This window comes from Bacillus sp. CBEL-1 (assembly GCF_004348885.1).
GTDB classification, from domain to species: Bacteria; Bacillota; Bacilli; order Bacillales; family Bacillaceae_H; genus Priestia; species Priestia aryabhattai_A.
In genome coordinates this window covers 851,343-873,776 of record NZ_SBIM01000003.1, presented here as the reverse complement: position 1 = coordinate 873,776, position 22,434 = coordinate 851,343, and the positions used below count along the sequence as shown (strand labels likewise).

The 22,434-nt window shown below is 38.2% G+C and carries 21 protein-coding genes; 19 read left to right on the top strand and 2 right to left on the bottom strand.

Annotated features, from left to right (window positions below; all coding sequences use genetic code 11):
- Window positions 1-24 precede the first annotated feature (24 nt).
- Complete coding sequence (locus EPL02_RS04475; RefSeq protein ID WP_131887094.1) at window positions 25-1,059, bottom strand: LacI family DNA-binding transcriptional regulator; 1,035 nt, start codon at window positions 1,057-1,059, stop codon at window positions 25-27.
- A 251-nt stretch (window positions 1,060-1,310) separates the two neighbouring features.
- On the opposite strand from EPL02_RS04475, the gene EPL02_RS04470 reads away from it, so the two are divergent.
- From EPL02_RS04470 to EPL02_RS04415, 12 genes are all read left to right on the top strand, one after another.
- Window positions 1,311-2,261 carry a sugar kinase gene (locus tag EPL02_RS04470; RefSeq protein WP_131887093.1) on the top strand — a complete coding sequence of 317 codons (951 nt, stop codon included), beginning with the start codon at window positions 1,311-1,313 and terminating at the stop codon, window positions 2,259-2,261.
- A 9-nt stretch (window positions 2,262-2,270) separates the two neighbouring features.
- On the top strand, window positions 2,271-2,918 hold the full coding sequence (locus EPL02_RS04465) for a bifunctional 4-hydroxy-2-oxoglutarate aldolase/2-dehydro-3-deoxy-phosphogluconate aldolase (RefSeq protein WP_131887092.1): 648 nt from the start codon (window positions 2,271-2,273) through the stop codon (window positions 2,916-2,918).
- Window positions 2,903-3,922 carry a TRAP transporter substrate-binding protein gene (locus EPL02_RS04460; RefSeq protein WP_131887091.1) on the top strand — a complete coding sequence of 340 codons (1,020 nt, stop codon included), beginning with the start codon at window positions 2,903-2,905 and terminating at the stop codon, window positions 3,920-3,922. The genes EPL02_RS04465 and EPL02_RS04460 overlap by 16 nt, the downstream gene beginning before the upstream one ends.
- 361 nt (window positions 3,923-4,283) lie before the next feature.
- Window positions 4,284-4,784 carry a TRAP transporter small permease gene (locus EPL02_RS04455; RefSeq protein WP_131887090.1) on the top strand — a complete coding sequence of 167 codons (501 nt, stop codon included), beginning with the start codon at window positions 4,284-4,286 and terminating at the stop codon, window positions 4,782-4,784.
- Window positions 4,784-6,082 carry a TRAP transporter large permease gene (locus EPL02_RS04450; RefSeq protein ID WP_131887089.1) on the top strand — a complete coding sequence of 433 codons (1,299 nt, stop codon included), beginning with the start codon at window positions 4,784-4,786 and terminating at the stop codon, window positions 6,080-6,082. The genes EPL02_RS04455 and EPL02_RS04450 overlap by 1 nt, the downstream gene beginning before the upstream one ends.
- A gap of 26 nt (window positions 6,083-6,108) precedes the next feature.
- Entirely contained in the window at window positions 6,109-8,520 is a 2,412-nt protein-coding gene (locus EPL02_RS04445; protein WP_131887140.1) for a glycoside hydrolase family 31 protein, read from the top strand.
- 18 nt (window positions 8,521-8,538) lie between these two features.
- Window positions 8,539-9,960, top strand: coding sequence for a glucuronate isomerase (gene uxaC / locus EPL02_RS04440; protein WP_131887088.1), 1,422 nt, complete (start codon window positions 8,539-8,541; stop codon window positions 9,958-9,960).
- Window positions 9,961-9,965: 5 nt separating this feature from the next.
- Window positions 9,966-11,057, top strand: a complete 1,092-nt coding sequence (gene uxuA / locus EPL02_RS04435; protein WP_131887087.1) for a mannonate dehydratase — start codon at window positions 9,966-9,968, stop codon at window positions 11,055-11,057.
- On the top strand, window positions 11,032-11,874 hold the full coding sequence (locus tag EPL02_RS04430; protein WP_131887086.1) for an SDR family oxidoreductase: 843 nt from the start codon (window positions 11,032-11,034) through the stop codon (window positions 11,872-11,874). Before uxuA ends, EPL02_RS04430 begins: the two co-directional genes overlap by 26 nt.
- 243 nt (window positions 11,875-12,117) lie before the next feature.
- On the top strand, window positions 12,118-12,609 hold the full coding sequence (locus EPL02_RS04425; RefSeq protein ID WP_131887085.1) for a sigma-70 family RNA polymerase sigma factor: 492 nt from the start codon (window positions 12,118-12,120) through the stop codon (window positions 12,607-12,609).
- A gap of 127 nt (window positions 12,610-12,736) precedes the next feature.
- Complete coding sequence (locus EPL02_RS04420; RefSeq protein ID WP_131887084.1) at window positions 12,737-13,204, top strand: competence protein ComK; 468 nt, start codon at window positions 12,737-12,739, stop codon at window positions 13,202-13,204.
- A gap of 152 nt (window positions 13,205-13,356) precedes the next feature.
- A complete protein-coding gene (locus EPL02_RS04415) occupies window positions 13,357-14,676 on the top strand; it encodes a UDP-glucose dehydrogenase family protein (RefSeq protein WP_131887083.1) in 1,320 nt (439 codons plus the stop codon).
- A gap of 19 nt (window positions 14,677-14,695) precedes the next feature.
- Here EPL02_RS04415 and EPL02_RS04410 read toward each other — a convergent pair whose 3' ends face one another.
- A complete protein-coding gene (locus EPL02_RS04410; RefSeq protein WP_131887082.1) occupies window positions 14,696-15,151 on the bottom strand; it encodes a VanZ family protein in 456 nt (151 codons plus the stop codon).
- Between the two features lie 507 nt (window positions 15,152-15,658).
- On the opposite strand from EPL02_RS04410, the gene EPL02_RS04405 reads away from it, so the two are divergent.
- The 7 genes from EPL02_RS04405 (at window position 15,659) to EPL02_RS04375 (ending at window position 22,425) form a co-directional block, all read left to right on the top strand.
- Window positions 15,659-16,429 (top strand): tyrosine-protein phosphatase, encoded by a 771-nt coding sequence (locus EPL02_RS04405; RefSeq protein WP_131887081.1) that lies wholly within the window; start codon window positions 15,659-15,661, stop codon window positions 16,427-16,429.
- A 231-nt stretch (window positions 16,430-16,660) separates the two neighbouring features.
- A complete protein-coding gene (gene galU / locus EPL02_RS04400; protein ID WP_131887080.1) occupies window positions 16,661-17,548 on the top strand; it encodes a UTP--glucose-1-phosphate uridylyltransferase GalU in 888 nt (295 codons plus the stop codon).
- A complete protein-coding gene (locus EPL02_RS04395; protein WP_131887079.1) occupies window positions 17,545-18,234 on the top strand; it encodes a sugar transferase in 690 nt (229 codons plus the stop codon). Before galU ends, EPL02_RS04395 begins: the two co-directional genes overlap by 4 nt.
- 56 nt (window positions 18,235-18,290) lie before the next feature.
- Window positions 18,291-19,748 (top strand): lipid II flippase MurJ, encoded by a 1,458-nt coding sequence (locus EPL02_RS04390; protein ID WP_131887078.1) that lies wholly within the window; start codon window positions 18,291-18,293, stop codon window positions 19,746-19,748.
- Window positions 19,749-19,773: 25 nt separating this feature from the next.
- Complete coding sequence (locus EPL02_RS04385) at window positions 19,774-20,634, top strand: LicD family protein (protein WP_131887077.1); 861 nt, start codon at window positions 19,774-19,776, stop codon at window positions 20,632-20,634.
- A complete protein-coding gene (locus EPL02_RS04380) occupies window positions 20,624-21,058 on the top strand; it encodes an FAD synthase family protein (RefSeq protein ID WP_131887076.1) in 435 nt (144 codons plus the stop codon). The genes EPL02_RS04385 and EPL02_RS04380 overlap by 11 nt, the downstream gene beginning before the upstream one ends.
- 5 nt (window positions 21,059-21,063) lie before the next feature.
- A complete protein-coding gene (locus EPL02_RS04375; RefSeq protein ID WP_131887075.1) occupies window positions 21,064-22,425 on the top strand; it encodes an O-antigen polymerase in 1,362 nt (453 codons plus the stop codon).
- Window positions 22,426-22,434 lie beyond the last annotated feature (9 nt).

Here is a 22,434-nt window from a genome sequence, read left to right as displayed (position 1 = left end):
CGTGAGGTCTCGGCTTTTTGACTTTTAACACGACTCTCTGTCCATAAGAGTTGGCGGGAAGCGATACAGTAAAGGAAGTGAACCTTCTGGTGTACCTGAGTTATTCAGCCTTTCAAGCAGAATCGTTGCGGCCATTTCACCCATTTGCTGCGTGGGCTGTGCGACGGTCGTTAAGGTTGGGTTATAGACTTTGGCATAAGGCACATCGTCAATGCTAAGGATGGACAAATCGCTTGGAATGGATAAGTTATGGTTCTTCACGAATGTTAACACAGTTTCCAAGACTAGATCGTTCCCTGCAATAATCGCATCAGGCATTTCCTTATTCGATAACCATTCGGCTAGCCTAGTTTGTATATCAAGCAAAGTACCAGAGAAAACAAAATCAGAAATAACCTCTTGCTGAGACCGCTTCATAGCAGAATAAAAACCTTCTATCCGCTCGATCCTTGGCGTAATATGCTGCTCGACAGGCAGCGTCATCATCGCAATTCTCTTTCGTTTCTTTTCTAAAAGGTGAGATACAGCTAAATAAAGAGCCGTTTCATTGTCGAGAATGACTGTGTCTGCTTTTAATCCTTCAAGCTTTCGGTCAATTAAGACAAGGGGGATTTGATCAACTAAAATCTTTTCATAAAGCGTCACGTCAGCGTTCGTTGGAAAAATGATTAACCCATCGATTTGCCTAGCGGTTAATAGTTCAATAAACTGTTTTTCTTTTTCTGGATTATCATCAGAATTACAAATAATGGCCTGCAGCCCGTGAGCACTTAGCTTTTTTTCAACGGCACTGATGATGTCAGTTGAAAACACATGTTTAATATTAGCCACGATGATGCCGATCATTTTGGTTTTCTTTGTTTTTAAGTTTCGAGCAAAATCGTTTGGGCGATAGTTTAGCTCAAGAATGGTTTGCTCAATTTTTTTCTTCGTATCATCACTCATGTACTTAAAGCGTTTATTAATAAACTGTGAAACGGTGCTTTTACTAACACCAGCAGCGTTTGCCACATCTTGGATCGTCACGTTCTTTTGGGAAGGCGCTTCTTTTTTCATCATGGATGCTTCCTTTCAGCAGGTTTAAAGATTGATATAAATCTATAGTATAAAAACCGGTTTATAAAAACAAGATGTATGACAAGCATACTTATAGTGCAAGAGACTCTCTAATGATGCTTAAATAAAGAGAAGTAACGACTTTATTTATAACTAAAGTAATAAAAATTTTCAAAAAGTTGTTGTAAACGATTACAACAATGTGTAATATAATACTAAACCGGTTTATCAAAAAAGTGAAGGATGAGATATGAATGTTAGATGTACTAACGATTGGAGATGCTTTAATTAGCATGCATCCCCGAAAAAAGGGGCCATTACGATTCTCTCATTCTTTTGAAAGAGGAATGGGGGGAGCGGAGCTTAACTTTGCGATTGGCTGTGCTAGGTTAGGTTTAAAGCCTGGCTGGATCTCAAAATTAGGGGACGATGAATTTGGAAAATATGTCTTTGACCAAGTGAGAGGAGAAGGCATTGATTTATCACACGTAACGTTTACCAATAACTATCCGACTTCCGTTTATTTTAGAGAAATTCACGCAAATGGAGAGAGCCGTTCATTCTTTTATCGAAACGATTCTCCTACCTTAGAGCTTTCTCAGCGTGACATCGTTGAGGAATACGTTAAGAACTTCAAGATTTTACATATCACAGGAGTATTTCCTTCAATTCATCATCAAAATATTGAATTAACTAAATCCATCATTTCAATGGCGAAAAAGCAAGGGCTGAAGATTTCATTTGATCCAAACGTTCGCTTGAAAATGTGGAGCGCAGAAGAAGCCGTAGCATTTATTTTATCGATTCTAAAAGACGTAGATATTATTTTAACTTCAAAAGAAGAAGCTGATTTAATTTTTGGCCTTCAGTCTGAGCGCAATCATATCGAAGCGTTTAAAAAATACGGAATTGAAACCGTTGTCATTAAAAAAGGTTCTGACGGAGCCGTTGGGGAGCATAACGGTGAATACCTAGAGCAGCCCGCTGTTCATGTGCCGTTAGTCGTTGATACGGTTGGGGCTGGAGATGGCTTTGACGCTGGTTTCATCAGTGCCCGTATAAAGGGAAAAACGTTTAAAGAATGCTTGGAATATGGAAGCATCGTTGGAGCCATGGTCGTTAGCGTTGAAGGCGATAACGAAGGGTTACCCACTTTGGATCAAGTGAGATGCGCAATGGGAGAATATAACTATGTTGAAAGGTGAGTCTCGTTTATGAAAATCATTGATCAGTTAATTTCCGCAAAATTTATTCCTGTTATTCGAACGGATAGTTTTCAAGAAGCTGAACAGATTTGCGATATCTTAGTTGAAGAAGGAATCAATACGATTGAGTTGACGCTATCAATCCCGGAAGCTACTAAGCTCGTAACGAAGCTGAAAAATCGATACGGAAACAATGTGACGGTTGGAATGGGAACTGTTCAAACAGTCGAGGAGCTTCAAGAATCAATTGATGCCGGCAGTGAATTTATTGTTACGCCGTATGCAGAAAATGAAGTGGTTGATCAGGTAACGGAAGTTCCGATTATTCCTGGTTGCATGACTGTAAGTGAAATTGCAAAGCTAAAAAGCAAAGGGTTTAAAATGATTAAAGTGTTTCCTGCATCGGTAGTAGGGCAGTCATTTATAAAATCATCACTAAGTATTTTCCCTGATGTAAAGCTAATGCCTACTGGGGGAATTAGCGGAACGACAGGAATTGAGTGGATTGAAAATGGAGCTAGCTGTGTAGGAATAGGAAGCGATCTTAATAAAACGTATCAGACCAAAGGAGAACAAGGGCTACGTCAATATATCAAGCAAATCTTACAAGTGAAAGAAAGCTTAAATAAGGGGGAGACGTTATGTTCAAAAAGATAAAGTTAGGCCTATTGGTGAGTGTATCTTCTTTAGTGTTACTGTCAGCTTGTGGAGGGGGAGGAACAGCTACTACCAGCTCCGGTGAGAAGTCTGTTAGCATGAGGCTCGCGCATAATCAGGGTACTGATCACCCTGTGCATAAATCGCTGGAAGAGTTTACGAAACTAGCAAAAGAAGAATCTGATAATAGCGTAAATGTTCAAGTGTTTCCAAGCGGGCAGTTAGGGCAAGAGCGCGATGTCATTGAGCTCGTGCAATCAGGCACATTAGATTTAGCCAAAGTCAGCGCTAGCGCATTGGAATCGTTTGAAGACAGCTACTCAATTTTTTCTCTACCGTACGTTTTTAAAAGCCAAGAACATTACTATAACGTAATGGATAACAGCAAATCCGTACAAGACATTTATAAGCTTTCAAAAGACAAAGGTTTTATTGCTCTTGGCTGGTATGATGCTGGGCAGCGAAATATTTATACAGGTGATAAAGAAGTGAAGTCACCAAAAGATTTAGCAGGCATGAAGATTCGCGTACAGGAAAGTCAAACGTCTATTGCTATGATCAAAGCAATGGGTGGTTCACCGACACCTATGGCGTTCGGAGAAGTATACACGTCACTGCAGCAAGGAATTATTGACGGAGCGGAAAACAACATCACTGCTTTAACGGTAAACAAACACGGGGAAGTAGCGAAAGCGTATACGTTAACGGAGCACCAATACGTGCCAGACATTTTAATCATCAGCACAAAAACGTGGGATAAGTTATCAGATAGCCAAAAAGACACATTAGCAAACGCTGTGAAAGAATCATCGGAAAGTCATAAAAAAGTATGGGCAGATGCTGTGAAGTCAGAAGAAGAAGCGGCTGAAAAGCTAGGTGTTAAAATGTATGAAATCGATAAAGAGCCATTCATTAAAGCTGCTGAGCCGTTACATGAAGAGTTCGTGAAGAAAAACGAAAGCTACAAAAAGTATTTTGAAGATTTTCAAGCACAGAACAAATAATTGAAGAGATAGGGACGGTAAATGAGGATTTCAATCAATCGTCTATCAAACTTGTGGAGAGTTAACCTTTTTATGGTTTGAATATTTTGTTTATTTAGAAAAACAGTTCGAAAAAGAGTGGAATGAAGCGTAAGACACTCGACTCCTGCGGGAGATAAAGGAAGAGCTGAGACCCCGCAGCGCAGCGAGGAGGCTCAGCTTCCTCCCAGCAGAAAGCGAGAGTCTGTAGCGTAATGGAACAAACATATTCTAACAAATCTACTTGTTTTAAAAGAAACCATTTCATTATGTCTCAGCCTCTATCTCAAATCAATAAAACGACATTATCAACATCATTACCTAATGAAGTAGGAGGTTAACAATGAAAAAAATTGTTGATCGTATTACAGAATTTCTTACATGTTCCTTAATCGTTTTAATGGTATTGGCAGCTATCTGGCAGGTGTTTAGCCGATTTATTTTAAATACACCCAGTGCATTTACGGAAGAATTTTTACGCTATTCGCTCATCTGGTTAACGATGGTAGGCGGAGCTTATGCATTTGGAAAAAAAGAGCACTTAGCGATTGTGTTTATCGTACGAAAGTTTTCCAAAAGTGTACAAAAAGTCATTGCGGTTGCGACAGATGTTCTAGTTGTTCTGTTTGTGCTATCGATCTTCATGTACGGCGGCTCTTTGGCAATGAATAACGCGGTGGGGCAGATTTCTTCAGCGCTGCAAATGCCCATTCAATATTTATATTTAAGCTTAGTTGTATCGGGATGCTTGTTTTTATTTTATGCAATCTTTCATCTTCAAAACACGTTAGGCTTTGGCGTTAAAGAGAAAAACAAATCCAATAATTCAGAGGTGAATTATTAATGGCCTTACAAGCGAGTCTCGTCTTAGTCTTTGTATTTACGTTATTACTTCTATTTAGCGTTCCAATTTCGTTTAGTATTGTGATTGCCTCTTTAGTTACGATTATTACGATTATGCCAGCGGATATGGCGATTTTTACAGCAGCTCAGAAAATGGTTACCGGCATTGACAGCTTTTCTTTACTAGCCGTTCCCTTTTTTATTCTAGCTGGAATCTTAATGAACAACGGAGGAATTGCTTACCGGCTTGTGAATTTCGCTAAAGTGTTAGTCGGGAAAGCTCCGGGAGCATTAGCTCACTCTAATATTATTGGAAACATGATGTTTGGTTCTTTATCAGGATCATCCGTAGCGGCAGCAGCAGCAATCGGCGGCGTAATGGGTCCGCTGCAGAAAAAAGAAGGATATGATCCGCGATTTTCAGCAGCAGCGAATATTGCTTCCGCTCCTACGGGCTTAATTATTCCACCAAGCGGCACGCTCATTATCTACTCGTTAGTCAGCGGTGGAACGTCAATTGCAGCATTATTTATTGCAGGATACATACCTGGAATTCTATGGGGAATCGCGTGTATGGTCGTTGCGTTTCTTATCGCTCGAAAAAAAGGATACCGCGTAAACGAAAAAGTGACGGTAAAACTATTTTTCAAAACGTTCCTAGACGCTATACCGAGTCTACTGATGATTGTCGTTGTGATAGGAGGAATCGTTGCAGGAATTTTCACCGCTACGGAAGCCTCAGCGATAGCCGTGTTGTATACGTTTATTCTATCTTTTGCGATTTACCGTACGGTGAAGTTAAAAGATATGCCAGGCATTCTCTTAAACACGGTTTCAATTACGTCGGTTATTATGTTTCTCGTTGCGGCATCTTCCGTTATGTCGTGGGTGATGGCATTTACAGGGTTACCGGCTTTAATTAGCGACGCCATCTTAAGCATCTCCACGAATATGTACGTGATTTTAATTGTTTTAAACATCATTTTATTAGCTATTGGTACCTTTATGGATATCACAGCAGCTGTTTTAATCTTTACACCTATTTTCCTGCCAATCGTACAGCAGTTTGGAATGGATCCGGTTCATTTTGGAATTATGATGGTGCTGAACTTAAGTATCGGAAACATCACGCCGCCAGTTGGCAGCGCTTTATTTGTCGGTGCTAGCATTGCAAAGCTTGATTTAGAAGACGTTATAAAACCGCTTTTACCTTTTTATCTGGCGATTATCGTCGTTCTTATTCTTGTTACGTTTTTACCGGAAATCTCATTGTTTTTACCTAAAGTACTAGGTTACTAACACATAAAATGAAGGAGGCTTACATGATGACGTTAACAAAGACGTATCATTTTACATTAATAAAAGAAAAAAGCAATCAGCTTATGTTTAAGCTAGGGGACTCTCATCACTATGCATCTCTTTTCATTTTAGAAGAAGATCTGTTTCGAGTAATGGTGAGTAAGGGAGAAGAGTTTTCACCAGCAAAGACGTGGCTTGTGGCACCTGATATGGAAGATATTCCGTTTGAGGGTCGAAGCAGATTTGACCTTACGGGGTTTACCTTACCTGCTTACCATGTTGAAAAGAGTGAGGATGTCGTAACCGTTTACACAAAGCTCTTAAAAGCAGTAATAAAACTGGACGGCTTTAAAATTACGTGGCTAATGAGACGCAGTGAACAAGATAGCTGGCGACAGGTTGCGATGGACCGAAACACGCAGGCCTATAACTTTGACGGAGCGCTCGGAACCTCTACGTATCATTATTTACAGCGAACGTACGAAGAGTCGTATTATGGATTAGGTGAAAAAGCCGGTGAAACCAATCGATACGGAAGAAGGTTTCGCATGCTGAACCTTGATCCGATGGGATATGATGCGGAGTGGACCGATCCGCTTTATAAGCATATCCCGTTTTATATAACAAGAAATGAAAAAGAACAAATGTCCTACGGGTTGTTTTATGACAGCACGTCAGAATCCATTTTTGATATGGGAAATGAAATGGATAACTACCACGGCTTGTATCGTTACTATGAGCAAAAAGCCGGTGATTTAGACTATTACTTTATCGCTGGTCCAGAAGTGAGCAGCGTTGTAAAGCGCTATACGTGGTTAACAGGAAAAACGATTTTTCCACCAAAATGGAGCTTAGGTTATTCTGGTTCCACGATGACGTACACGGATGCGCCAAATGCTCAGGAGCAGCTGGAACAATTTTTAGCGGACTGCGAGAAGAATGACATTTTGTGTGATTCCTTCCAGCTGTCGTCTGGCTATACGTCCATTGACGATAAGCGGTACGTTTTCAATTGGAACCACGATAAGTTTCCGGATATCAAAGGATTTGTTCAGTCTTTTGCTGATAAAGGAGTTCGCTTATGTGCCAATATTAAACCTTGCTTGCTGCAGGACCATCCCATGTTTGAAGAGCTTAAAAAAGAAAACATGTTCATTATGAACGCAGCAGGAGATGGACCGGAAATGGTTCAGTTCTGGGATGATATCGGTGCGTATCTTGATTTTACAAACCCTAAAACCGTTAAGTGGTGGAAAGCGCAAGTCGAAGACAAGCTATTAAAATACGGCATTCAATCTACTTGGAACGATAACAATGAGTTTGAAATTTGGTCTGAAACAGCTCAAGTGAACGGCTTTGGCAATCCGCTTGCGTTCAATTATATAAGAAGCTTACAGCCAATCTTAATGATGAAAGCTTCGTATGAAGCGCAAAAAGAGAATAATCCAAACGAGAGACCGTATTTAATTTCAAGATCAGGTGCACCGGGCATGCAGCGCTATGTGCAAACATGGACGGGTGATAACTACACGAGCTGGAAAACGTTAAAGTATAACAACAAGATGGCGGTTGGATTAAGCCTTTCTGGAATCTACAACATCGGACACGACGTGGGAGGATTTGCTGGTCCTGCTCCAGAGTCAGAGCTGTTAGTTCGCTGGGTGCAAAACGGAATTTTCTATCCGCGCTTCACGATTCATTCGTGGAACGAGGACAAAACGGTAAACGTTCCTTGGATGTATGAAGAAACAACAGAAGCCATTGCCAATTTAATTAAGTTTCGCTATACCTTACAGCCGTATTTATATACAGCGCTGTATCGCGCGCACGCATACTACGAGCCAATGATTAAATCGACGTTCTATGATTTCGAAGGAGATCAAAATACGTTTAAAGAAAACGATGACTTCTTGTTAGGTGAGTTTATGCTGGTTCCTTCAGTTGTCGAAAAGGGAGCGACAGTGCGAGAAGTGTATCTGCCTCATCACAAAGACGGCTGGTTTGATTTCCATACGGGTGACTACTATGAAGGAGGTCAATCCGTTACGTTACCAGCAGCGTTAGAAGAGAAACCGCCACTTCTTGTAAAAGGCGGCGCAATCATTCCGATTAATTGTAACGAACCATCGTTTAATGAAACGTCAGGCGAACAGCGCGCTATTTTACTGTTTCCTTCTAAGGGGAATCAGTCATCTCACTATGAACTATATGAAGATGACGGCATTACGGCGCACTATGAAGAGCAGTGTAAGAAAATCAACATTAATATGGAAACGACAAAAGAACGCATTAACGTTTCTCTTCATTTAAAAGGTGACTATGAGGTACCGTATGAAGAACTGATTTTCACAGTACCCGCTGGAGAAACGAGAGAAGTCTACGTTAATAATGAATGGACTAAGATAGAAGATGGACGTTTCAGCGTACGAGTTCGGTAAGAAGGAAGGAGACAAAAGATGGGATTCTTAAAAGAAGATTTTATGTTGCGTACACCAGCAGCTTTCAAGCTATACGAGCAATTTGCCAAAAACATGCCAATCTATGACTACCATTGTCACCTAAGCGCAAAAGAAATCGCTGAAAATAGAAGATTTACTTCTGCTACGGAAGCGTGGTTAGAAGGAGATCACTATAAGTGGCGAGCGATGCGTACGTTAGGTATTGAAGAATACTATATTACGGGAGAAGCTTCTGCTAAGGAAAAATTCATCGCGTGGATTAAAGCCGTTCCGCTTCTCATCGGCAATCCGCTGTACCACTGGACGCATTTAGAATTAGCGCGCTACTTTGACTATCACGAAGTCGTGAAAGAAAAAGATGCGGAAAAGATATGGAATCACTGTGAAGAAATCGTTCGTTCAACAGAATTCACAACGCAATCGCTGATTAAGCAGTCAAACGTTTCCGTTATTTGTACCATTAACGATCCGTTAGAAGACTTATCGTATCACGTGGAGCTGCAGCAAAATGATGAGTTTCCAGTAAAGGTATTGCCAACCTTTCGACCGGACGCCATTCTTCACATACAAAGTCAGAACTTTTCTTCTTACATCCAGTCGTTTCTGAACGTATCGTCTGATGAAGTGACGGTGGAGTCTTTAATAGCGAACATTGATGCGTACGTAGACAAATTTCACGAAGCGGGCTGCTGCTTAGCTGACCACGGACTAACGACGTTTACGTACGTAGATGCAAAGCCGGATGAAGTGAATGAAATCATAAAGAAAAGGCTAGACGGAGCAGCGCTTTCTTTAGAAGAAGAACATAAGTATGTATCGCTTATCATGCAGCACCTAAGTGGAATGTACGCTCGTAAGGATTGGGCGATGCAGCTTCACCTGGGGCCAATTCGAAATAATAATACGCTAGCATTTAAAACAAGCGGTCCTGACGCAGGCTATGATTCTATTTCCAACCAGCAGTTTGCCGAAGAGCTGAACAAATTTTTCGACGCGCTGAACGTAAAGGGAGAATTACCAAGAACCATTGTCTTTCCGTTAAACCCTACTGAACAAGAAGCGATTGCTTCAACGCTTGGCAACTTTCAGCAAGCCGGAATTAAAGGAAAAATGCAGCTCGGTACCGCTTGGTGGTTTAACGATCACAAAGAAGGCATGCTGCGTCAAATGAACGTGTTAGCCAACTATGGCGTAATCAGTACGTTTATCGGCATGCTGACGGACTCGAGAAGCTTCTTATCTTACGCACGACACGAGTATTTCCGCCGAATTTTATGCGACTTATTTGGTCAGTGGATGGAAGAGGGAGAAATTCCAAACGACGTAAACGAAGTCGGTGGAATCATTGAAGATATTTGCTATAACAACGCAGCGAACTACTTTACTATTAGCAATACAAAACTGAAGGTGGGAGTGTAAGCAAAATGAAAATGTCATTTAGATGGTACGGCAAAAGCGATACGATTCCATTAACATATATTAAGCAGATTCCAAGTATGAGAGGAATTGTTTCCGCTATTTATGATATACCGGTCGGTGAAGTGTGGCCTGAAAGCAGAATTCAAACGTTAAAAAAAGACATTGAAGACGCAGGTCTTGAGCTAACGGTTATTGAAAGCGTGCCTGTTCATGAAGATATCAAACTAGGCTTGCCAACGCGTGATCAATATATTGCTAGTTTCCAGCAAACGCTAAAAAACCTAAGTGCAAGCGGCATTACGACGGTGTGCTATAACTTCATGCCGGTTTTTGACTGGACGAGGTCGTCACTGGAGCACCGTTTAGAAGATGATTCCACGTGCCTTAGCTATGATAACAGCGTCATTGAGCTAATGGATCCGGTGAAAGGAAATCTATCGCTGCCGGGTTGGGATACAAGCTATGAGAAAGAAGAGCTGGCTCAGCTTTTTGAACAATATCGCTCAGTAGGAACAGAAGAACTTTGGGATAACCTTTCCTACTTTTTAGAACAGGTTATTCCTATTGCTGAACAGGTAGGCATTAACCTGGCTATGCATCCGGATGATCCACCTTGGTCCATCTTTGGACTGCCTCGCATCATCACAAATGAACAAAATATCGAGCGCCTTCTTTCTTTATATGAAAGTCCAAATCACGGACTGTGTTTTTGCACAGGCTCTTTAGGAGCGCTTGAAACCAATAATTTACCACAGATGGTTCGGAAATTTGGCTCACAGGGGAGAATTCACTTTGTTCATGCGAGAAACGTGAAGCGAACAGGTGAAAAGTCATTTAATGAAACGGCTCATCCTTCTGAGTACGGTTCTGTGGATATGTATGAAGTGTTAAAAGCGCTTCATGACGTTTCGTATAACGGTCCAATTCGTCCGGATCACGGGCGTATGATTTGGGGAGAAACAGGTAAGCCTGGCTACGGCTTGTTTGACCGTGCGTTAGGTGCAACGTACTTAACGGGGCTATGGGAAGCTATTCAAAAAGACCAACAAAGCGTAAACGGAGGGAAAACACATGACGTCGCTGCCGTTAGAAAATAAAGTCGCTGTTGTAACCGGTGGAGCGGGCGTGTTAGGAGCTGCGTTCAGCGCAGCTCTAGCTAAAGCGGGTGCTAAAGTGGCCATCTTAAACCGAACGTTAGAAAAAGCAGAAGCACTAGCGAATCAGCTCAATCAAGAGGGAGGTCAAGCGCTTGCTGTCAGCGCAGACGTTACGAATGAAGCATCCCTAAAAGCAGCAAAGGAAATCATCAATCGCCACTGGGGTGAAATTGACCTCTTGGTAAACGGAGCAGGAGGGAATCATCCTAAGGCAACAACAACTCAAGAATATTTCAGCCGTGACGCTGAACTCAGTGATAATACGGTTACTTTCTTCAATCTTGAGCCGGATGACGTCCGCTTTGTGATGGACTTGAACTTCATGGGCACGCTTCTTCCTACGCAGGTGTTTGCTGCGGATATGATTCAAAAAGAAGCGGGAACCATCATTAATATCTCGTCTATGAACGGCTTTACGCCCCTTACGAAAATTCCGGCATACAGCGGTTCAAAAGCAGCCATCAACAACTTGACGCAGTGGTTAGCGGTGCACTTTGCGACTTCCAATATACGAGTAAACGCCATTGCACCAGGCTTCTTTTTAACGGCTCAAAATGAAAAGCTGTTATTAAAAGAAGACGGTACGCCAACGGATCGAGCAAAAAAAATCGTTGACCATACGCCAATGGGTCGCTTTGGAGACAAAGAAGACCTGGTCGGCACGCTCCTATACTTAGCAGACGACAGCATGTCTCGCTTCGTAACGGGCGCTGTTATTCCGGTTGACGGTGGATTTTCAGCGTATTCTGGTGTTTGATTTGAAGCTTTTATCATAGAAATAGCCGATCGCTGCGTGCGCATCGGCTATTTTTGATTTTATCGCTAAAAACCACGTATCATCACCATTTCTGTAGAATAAGATCACTATTTCCCAGGAAAGTTCGAATCGTGTCTAATCTTCACCATCAAATTAGCTCAGTGTTCTTCATCTCTTACTTTCGGTAAAGTAAACGTACCGGCGGAATACAAGAAAAAGCGCGCTTTTCAAAAGGACAAATCCATGAAATCTCTATCGTTTGAACAAGTCGCAGAATCGTTTCACCCTCTCATTGTCTCGATGATTCAAAAGCACCATATCTACAAAGAACAAGAAGAATACTATCAGCTCGCCTTAATTAACCTGTGGAAAGCCTACCAAAAGTTTGATGAAAGCAAAGGCTCGTTTTCAGCCTATGCCTATAGCACCGTGCGCGGCACCATTTTAATGGAGCTAAAAGCAAGCGTGAAACGAGACGAGCGAGAAGCATTAACGGAAGACACGCTGTTGGTGACGCACCCAGACGATTCGCTTCCCGTGGCCCTTCAGTCGTCTATTATTCATGACATGATCGAGCACCTCACGCCAAGAGAAAAGATTTATATTCTGGAATATCTATTAGGAGGTTACTCCTATAGGGAGCTTGCTGATAAGTACGGCGTCTCAACAGGAGCGGTGAAAAACTGGGGCAAGACCGCTCGGAAAAAGCTCAAAGAAACACTTTCACATTCATAGAACTAAGAAGCAGAAGGTTATCACCTTCTGCTTTTTAAGAAATAAACTAAAAATTTTGAATTATAGGTAAAAACTACTAGAAATTCAAAACTCTTTTTTGTAAAATAGTAATAAAGGGGTTGATAAAATGGAAGTAAATGAAAATTACGTTATAAACGTTGATACAAAAGCATTGAAGCCAGTTCAACACTTTCAGTACCAAACAAAAATTCTGGATGCAAAAGGAGAGTATTATTCCACAAAAACATGTAAGGAGCTACTCATGGAGTCTTGCATAGAGAACCTCACAACCTTTGATGGCGCACTGACAGCCGTCAGAAAACGATTTGGCTTCACGAAAGAACCTCCGCTTGTCATTGATAAAGTCAATGAACTCATTGTCATTCCTACCAAGTCTCCAACATCACATCGCTGCAGCTGGTATTTTTTATCCCATATTGACGTTACGCAGACGCTATCTTCTTCAAAAGAAACTTCGCAGGCCCAGACTATCTACTTCCACGACCAAACGCATCTTCCAACGTCACTTTCCCGGCATAGCTTAAAAGAGAAGTTAAGTAAGGCTTTAACGGTGCAGCATGATATTCGTCGGTAGATGGTACATAGCTGATTGTAGGATTATTGAATAGGTACTAATTGCTAAGATTTTGTAAAATTGCTTTCTAGACAGGAATGAGCATGGTTCATGATGCATTATATAAAGGGAACAATACGAGCAGTTAATTCATGAACGAAAGGGTGTTAAAGGTGAAAATCGCGGTAGCAGGCACTGGTTATGTGGGGCTTGTCACGGGTGTATGTCTTGCCAAATACGGTCATTCAGTTGTGTGTGTCGATGTTGATTCAGAGAAAATCCTTTTACTGCAAACAGGGGTATCGCCCATCTATGAGCCTGAGCTACAGGAACTACTGACAGACTATAAAGACAAGCTGACGTTCACAACAAGCTATGAAGCAGCCTACAAAGACGCAGACGTCATTTTCATCGGAGTGGGAACACCAGAGAGAATGGACGGTTCCGCAGACTTAACATACGTATACGAAGCAGCCAAGCAAATCTCAAGAAGTGTAACAAGAGACTGCGTAGTCGTCGTCAAATCGACGGTTCCAATCGGAACGACCGATAAGCTAGATGAATGGATTCAATCTCACCGAAAGCATCCTGTCGAAGTGAAGATCGCATCGAACCCGGAGTTTCTTTCACAAGGAAGAGCGGTGCAAGATACGCTCTTCCCGTCAAGGATTGTAATTGGAATAGAGGATGAAAAAGCAGAAAAAGTACTAAGAGAAGTCTATCAAGACTTTCATGCACCGCTTGTTATTACAAATCGAAAAAGCGCAGAAATGATTAAGTATGCATCGAACGATTTTTTAGCGTTGAAAATTTCATTTATTAACGAGATTGCGAACCTATGTGAACGCATCGGGGCAGACGTAGAGGACGTAGCAAAAGGCATGGGCTTTGACTCTCGTATAAGCCCGGAGTTTCTACAAGCAGGTATCGGATACGGAGGGTCTTGCTTTCCAAAAGATACAAAAGCCCTTCACTGGCTGGCAAACTTTCACGACTATGAATTTAAAACGGTAAAAGCAGCAATCGACGTAAACGAAGCGCAAAAAATCAAGCTTCTAAAAAAAGCGCGCCGCTATTTTCCCAGCTTAAGAGGACTGACCGTTGCCATACTAGGTCTTACTTTTAAGCCTGAAACAGATGACCTGCGAGAAGCGCCTGCTCTTGTAAACATTCCGCTTATGCTAGAAGACGGTGCAGAGATAAAAGCGTGGGATCCCGTAGCCATTCCACATGTTAAAAAGCGATACCCAACCGAAATCACCTACTGTTCAAGTATCGATGAAGCGCTTAGCGGATCTGATATCTGTTTTATTTTCACCGAATGGAACGCAGTGCAAGAATTTCCGCTAAAGCGCTATGATGAGCTCATGAGAACCCCAATTGTGCTAGACGGACGAAATTGCTATTGCTTAGAAGATGTGAAGAAAGAGAAGATGATTTACGATTCGATTGGAAGAGACGTTGTTCAGAATGTGGAGAGTATGTTTGTTTAACCGAAAAAGCGCAGCAAGACTACTCTTGCTGCGCTTTTTTCGGTTTTTTAAATCGGTAACACAAATATAAAAACAACGCTCCGCCAACCGAATCAATGATCACATCAATAATGCGCCCATCGCGCCCTACGATAAATGCCTGATGCACTTCATCTATAAACGCAAACCCCGCAAGTAAGAACCAAGCAAGTAGAAAGCGTCCTTTCATTTTAGGGAGGTTCCAGTAGATTAAAAGCGCTAATAATCCAAAGAAAGAAAGATGAGCAATCTTTCGTAAAACAAACTCTGCATCAAACCCGTACGTATATTGCGTGAAAAATTCACCGCTTGGATCTAAGACGGATTGAATCGTAGCCTTGTGATCCCATACTGATTCATTTTGCCACGTGCCTGGATCCGTCACTTTTAAGTGCGGGGTATGTGAAAAATTTGAAATGGCTAACAGTAAACCAATTAATAAAACTCGTTTTAACATATAACTACGTCCTATTCTTTACCAGATTCTTATATAGTAGGGAAAACAACCGTTAAATGCAAGAAAAATGGCGAGGATTCATATACGGATAGAACTATATCGAAAGACTTAATTATATAAGTTATAAAGAAATGGTTCTTTTTATTTATAAATAACTTTCTTCTATTATAAATATGTAAACGCTACCATTTTGATTCACAGAAAAAATATAGAGATACCTTGTTAAAACCTATAACGAAGCCGTTTTTATTTGCATAATTCTTTTAGTAAAGGAATTTTTATGTAAAAACAGGTTGTTAGGACTATTTAAATAGACTATAATTTAGCCGTAGAGTTCGACAGTAATAGTAAAGCGTAAGACCTATTTTAAGGACGAAAAAAGACATGAAATGACATAAAAGATGTATTCGATATTTTTCGACAAAATAATTCATTGAACCTATTTTATTGCTATGATAACATTAAAAAAGATTTTTGGGACTTTGGAAGGATTGAAGGTGCAAAGAAATGATTGACATACATTGCCATATACTGCCTGGAGTGGACGACGGTGCACAAACGATGGATGACAGTCTTGAAATGGCAAAACAAGCGGTTTCAGAAGGCATTCGTACTATTGTGGCAACACCTCATCATCAGAACGGAAAGTACATAAATGAAAAGCAAAATATTCTAGAACTTATACAGCAGCTGAACAACTCGCTGTTAAATGAAAATATACCTTTAACTATTTTACCAGGACAAGAGTCTCGTATATATGGAGAACTAGTGGAAGACTATCAGGCTGGTAAAATACTAACCCTAAACGACACGTCGAAATACGTCTTCGTAGAGTTTCCTTCTAGCCAAGTGCCGCGTTATACAGAACGTTTACTATATGACATTCAATCAGAAGGCTTAACGCCAATTATCGTTCATCCTGAACGAAACAGTCGGTTAATTGAAGAGCCAGATTTACTTTATAACTTTGTTAACAAAGGAGCTCTCACTCAAGTAACCGCAGGAAGCCTAACGGGACGATTCGGAAAGAAAATCAAAAAATTCTCACTAGATTTAATAGAAGCAAACCTGACGCACGTCATCGCTTCAGATGCCCATAACGTATCGGGGCGTAACTTCTACATGGAGCAAGCAAATGATGTGATTGAGTCTGAGTTTGGTGTGGACATGCTGTACTTGTTCCAAGACAACGCAGATGCGATTGTGAAGGGAAATGCATGTTTTAAAGATTCGCCTGAGAAGGTGAAGGTGAAGAAGAAATTTTTAGGAATATTTTAATGATTATATTAATTAAAACACACCAATGTTAATTTTAAGTAAAGTAAATTTGTTATTTTTGAAAAAAATAACAAATTTACTTACTGTTCTCACAATTTTATGGATGATTTTAGTATTAGAGACTATATTTACTTTCATTATTTCTAAAGTTAATTAGGAATAGTTTTGATTTGATAAGTCTATTTCAGTATCAAATAAATTTATAAATAATAAGGGAAGAGGAAAAGAGTTATGAAAAAAGTACGTAAAGCCATTATTCCAGCAGCTGGTCTTGGAACACGTTTCTTACCAGCTACAAAAGCAATGCCAAAAGAAATGCTTCCAATCGTAGACAAGCCAACAATTCAATATATTGTAGAAGAAGCAATTGAGTCAGGGGTCGAAGATATTATTATCGTAACAGGTAAAGGAAAGCGCGCCATCGAGGATCATTTTGACTACGCGCCAGAGCTTGAAAATAACTTAATTGAAAAAGAGAAATTTGAGCTGCTTGAAAAAGTACGTCAATCATCAAACGTTGATATTCATTATATTCGTCAAAAAGAGCCAAAAGGTTTAGGTCATGCGGTATGGTGTGCACGTAACTTCATCGGTAACGAGCCGTTCGCAGTCCTACTAGGAGACGATATTGTCCAAGCTGAGACGCCATCACTACGCCAATTAATGAACGAATATGAAAACACATTGTCATCGGTTATTGGTGTTCAAACAGTAGGTGATGATCAAACTCATCGTTATGGAATCGTTGATCCAATCTCAAACGAGGGTCGCCGCTACCAAGTTAATACATTTGTAGAAAAACCAGCTCCAGGCACAGCGCCATCAAATCTAGCGATTATGGGGCGTTATGTGTTTACCCCTGAAATCTTTATGTTCCTAGAGCAGCAAGAAATTGGTGCAGGGGGAGAAATTCAATTAACAGATGCAATTCAAAAGTTAAATGAAATTCAGCGTGTGTTTGCTTATGATTTTGAAGGTAAGCGCTATGATGTTGGAGAAAGACTAGGTTTTATTCAAACTAGTATCGAGTTTGCATTACAACATGAAGATTTGAAATATGATTTACTTAATTTTCTCCAAGATATTTTAAATTCACAAGAAGTGAAGGTGTTTAAATGAACCAAGGATTTGTAAAAAAAAGGAATGTCTCTATAAACTCCAACAGCTTCTTGAACAAAAAAAGTGTGGGAAGAGCTTATAGCTTTACAAAAAGGCTTATCGATATATTAGGAGCGTTAATAGGACTAATTTTAACGTCTCCAATTTTTCTAAGTATAGCTTTTGCTTATGCCTTTGGTAATAATAAGGGACCAATATTTTTTAAACAGTTGAGAGTTGGTAAAAATGGAAAATTATTTTATATGTATAAATTTCGTTCTATGATTGTCAATGCTGAAAAGATATTAAGAGACGATAGGGTATTATATGCTAAATACATAAAAAATAATTACAAGTTAGAACAAGAAGAAGATCCTAGGATTACGAAATTGGGTAAATTCTTGCGAAGAACTAGTCTAGATGAGCTTCCACAATTAATAAATGTTCTTAAAGGAGAAATGAGTCTTACAGGGCCTAGACCAGTTATTCAAGAAGAATTGAAAGAGTATGAAGCACGTATAGAAGATTTTTTATCTGTAAAGCCTGGAGTAACTGGATATTGGCAAATTTGTGGAAGAAGTAATGTCGGATATCCAGAACGAGCTGATATTGAATTCTATTACGTGGACAATCAATCGTTTAAATTAGATGCCCTAATATTATTTAAAACAGTTTGGTTAGTTCTTAGCAAAAAAGGTGCTTATTAATTTGAAGGTAGATTCATAAGAGATTTATATTTTTTATAGAATAGGTAGATAAATTCATGAAGATTTTTAAATTTACTGTAATTGTTGCAACTATATCATTACTTAGTAGGGTAGTTGGTTTTTTTAGAGAAGCTATTATTGCTTCTAGATTAGGCGCAACACAGTTAGCAGACTCTGTATTTTTATCTTTAACAGTACCACATATTTTCCAATTCGTTTTAGGGGCAGCTGTAGCAAATTCTATTATTCCATTAATTAGTGAAAAAGATGGTATTAGAGAAAAATCTCGCCTATTTAATGGAGTTTTAGATAATTTTGTGAAATTCTTAAGTTTACTTGCTCTACTGGTACTGATAATTGTAATAGTATTGCTGAACTGGCCGGATTTACTTAGTGAAAACGAGAAAACTATGTTAAAGTTGATTAGTTTTTCGCTACCTGCAGCGATATTAATTGCTATTAGTATGCTGTATAAACAACTATTGCAGTTTAATGATAGGGTAGTTTCTTCCAATATTGGACAATTGATTTTGAATGTAATAGTAATAGTTTATATGTATTTAACCTATTCTGTCATACCAACAGAACATTCGCTATTTCAAGGAATGGCATTGGGTGCACTTATTAGTTTAGTTTTCCAATATTATTTTGTTAAAAATGAAGGTTATGCATATTCCAGGAAATATATAGGGGGCATCTCTAAAGAAGCTATATATATGTCATTCACTATCATGTTGGGACTTTTAATGAACCAGTTATATTTAATAACTAATCGTTTATTTGCTGCTTCTCTTAGTGATGGAAGTGTAGCTAGCCTAAGTTATGCTGAAAAGGTTATTCAATTACCTTTAGGTATAGTAGCACAGTCTTTAGGTATCGTTATCTATCCTTTAATAGCTAAAAAAGTAGCTAACGATGCAAAAAGTGATACCCAAAAGATAATCCAGTTTTCAATAGAAATCATATACGTGACGTCGTTACCCCTGGCGCTATTTATTTATTTTAGAAGTAAGAGTATTGTAGAGCTATTATTTCTTCGAGGAGAATTTGATTACGCTGCCCTCGAATTAACTTCAAGTGCGCTTCAAATGTTTGCAATGATGCTACTAGGCCAAAGTTTAATAATGATTTTAACAAGATATTTTTATTCGGTAAAGCAAGCTAAGATACCACTATACACGATGGCAGTAACAGTAGTTGTAAATATAATATTATGTGTCATGTTTAAAAATTATATGGGTGCCAGTGGTATCGCATTATCTAATTCAATTTCTACTGTTATAAATGCGATATTATTAATATTTTATATGAAAAGAGACGGTATCAATATAAACTTTAAATTTAGCTATATTATTTTTACCATCGGTTGTTTTAGTTCTTTCTATATAAGTAATTCAATTATTAATTTTTCAAGCATTATTATGGACCTTTTAATATTTTTCATTTTTAACATTATAATAGCTTTCCTTTTAGGAAGGGTTTTGAGAATTTTTAATGTTTCTTTATTTACATAAAAAGAAGTAGAAATGAGGGTGGAAATTGCCAAATGTTTATGGGAATCAAGGGTTATTGAGGAAAGTTCAAAAGGAGCAAATTAATATTTTAAATGAATTTGATCGCATTTGTAAAAAGCATAATTTAAAATATCAGTTGTTTGCAGGTACTCTATTAGGTGCAGTTAGACACAAAGGTTTTATTCCTTGGGATGATGATATAGATGTTTGTATGCTGCGAGAGGATTTTGAAAAATTTAAATCTATTGCATTTACAGAACTCACTAATAAATATTTTTTACAAACTTATGAAACTGATAAAGAATATAACCGCCAATTTATAAAGATAAGAAAAAATGATACTGAATTTGTTGAAAAGACCTTTATCGAATCGAATATCCATCATGGTATATATATAGATGTTTTTGCATTAGATAATGTACACCACGATGGGGTGCGAAGTAAGATACATAGATTTCTACTATATGTTTTTTCGAGGATTCAACTTTTGAGAGTAAATGGCTTTATAAAAAAGGTTAATAACCCAATAAAGAAAGGCATAGCTATTTTATTATCTTCCATGTTAATGCTTGTGCCTAAAATATTTACCGATAGACTTAATGATCGTGTAATAAAGATGTATAACAGAAAAACAAAATATATCAGTCATCTGCAAAACGGAGTTAATAAGCAAAGGTATTACAAATATATGATGAATATAAATGACTTTTTAGAAATGGAAAATATAGAATTTGAAAATAACTTTTATCCTGCTCCAAAACAATATGATAAAATTCTTACTCGTTTATTTGGTGATTATATGAAATTGCCGCCAGCAGATAAAAGAGAACCTCATCATGGAGTAGTAAAGGTAACTATTAATAAGGAGAGATACTATGAAATCTAATAGAGTTATTGGTTATACAACCGGTGTTTATGACCTTTTTCATATAGGACATTTAAATCTTTTAAAAAGAGCCAAAGAAAACTGTGATTATTTAATTGTGGGAGTAAGCACAGATGAGTTAGTACAACAATATAAAAATAAAACACCCATTATTCCTTTTGAAGAAAGAAAAACTATTGTTAGTGCTATTAAATATGTGGATGAAGTAGTTACGCAAACGACCCGTGATAAATTTGAAGCTTATAAGCATAACCCTTTTGATATTATGTTTGTGGGTGATGATTGGAAAGGCACCCAAAAGTGGAATGAACTTGAAAAGCAATTCGGAGAGTACGGGGTTAAGATTCATTATTTCCCTTATACACAAGGAACCTCATCGACTTATTTAACAGAAGTTTTAAACCAATTTAGACTTCAGGTATAAATATTATGAAGAGAGTTAATTTTTTATTTTTTCTATTTTTTTATTTGATTAATTCATTGCTTGTCTTATATCTATTAGATTCAGTAACTATGTGGATAACTTTTCAAACTCATTTTACACTTATAACTTTGGGATTAATAAAAGCTACTAAAAGAAAAATAATGAGCTTAGATTTAATTGTATGGTCATTTAAATATTTATTTTTTATATTTGCACCCATAATACAAATATATTCTAATGACTTTCCAAATAATTTAAATATTAATACAAATGAAATAAATTTAGTTAATTTATTTCTTATAGTATGGTCTACATTGTTCATGATTTTCAGGAGAAATACAAATTATGAAGAAATAGACAATGAAACAATTTTAATTAACAATAAGGCTGTCTCGTTTGTATTTTTTGTCACTTCTCTACTTATAACGTTAGCAACATTTAATTTATTTGGAATGGAATTCTTTTTGGGGCTTTCATTTTGGGACTCATATATAACAAACTCTTCTATTTTATTAATAATAACTATTGCTACTAGAGCTTTTGTATATGGAAATTTAGTTTATAGAATTGTAAATTTAAACAAAAGCAGTTTCTTATCTTGGTGGCTTCTAATCTTTTCTCTAGCAATGTTTTTCTACTTTATTAGCCCATTTAATGTTGCTAGATATTACCTAGCGTTCATAATAATAGCTTCAGCTTATATTTTCTTTAGAAAAAAGATCAGTTCTCTGATAGTATTTATAGCTCTAAATGTAGGTGTTTTTATTATATTTCCATTCTTGAACTTTTTTAGATATGGTATTAATGAAGTTGGACAAATTGACTTATTTAATTTAGCGTTTTCTCAAATGCTTGAGTTACATTTTGATGCGTATGCTAATATCATTGCAACTATTCAATTTACTGATCATATTGGTTTTCAACATGGAAAGCAATTATTGGGTTCGCTCTTCTTTTTTGTACCTAGAGAGCTTTGGAGTACAAAACCTCCTCATACAGGCGAGTTGGTAGGAAATTATTTAATTGATAATGGATATATGAACTTTAATAATTTAGCCAATGCTTTACCAAGTGAATTATATGTTGACTTTGGTTTTTTAGGAATAATTATAGGTCCTGTGGTAATGGCGTTAATTATTAATTATATGGAAGGGAAAGTAAAGTTTAATAATAAATTATCTTATGCTGTATTATTAGGTTTTATTTTTTATATTTATAGAGGAGCTTTAATGAGTGGATTCGCTTATTATATCGGAACATTTGTAATTTTAATACTGTTACCGAAAACGATTCAAATAATTGTACAGGCATTCACTTCTAAGGAAAAGATTAAAAGAAAAAGTAAACCTAAATTTGTTCAGCTATAAATTAGGAGC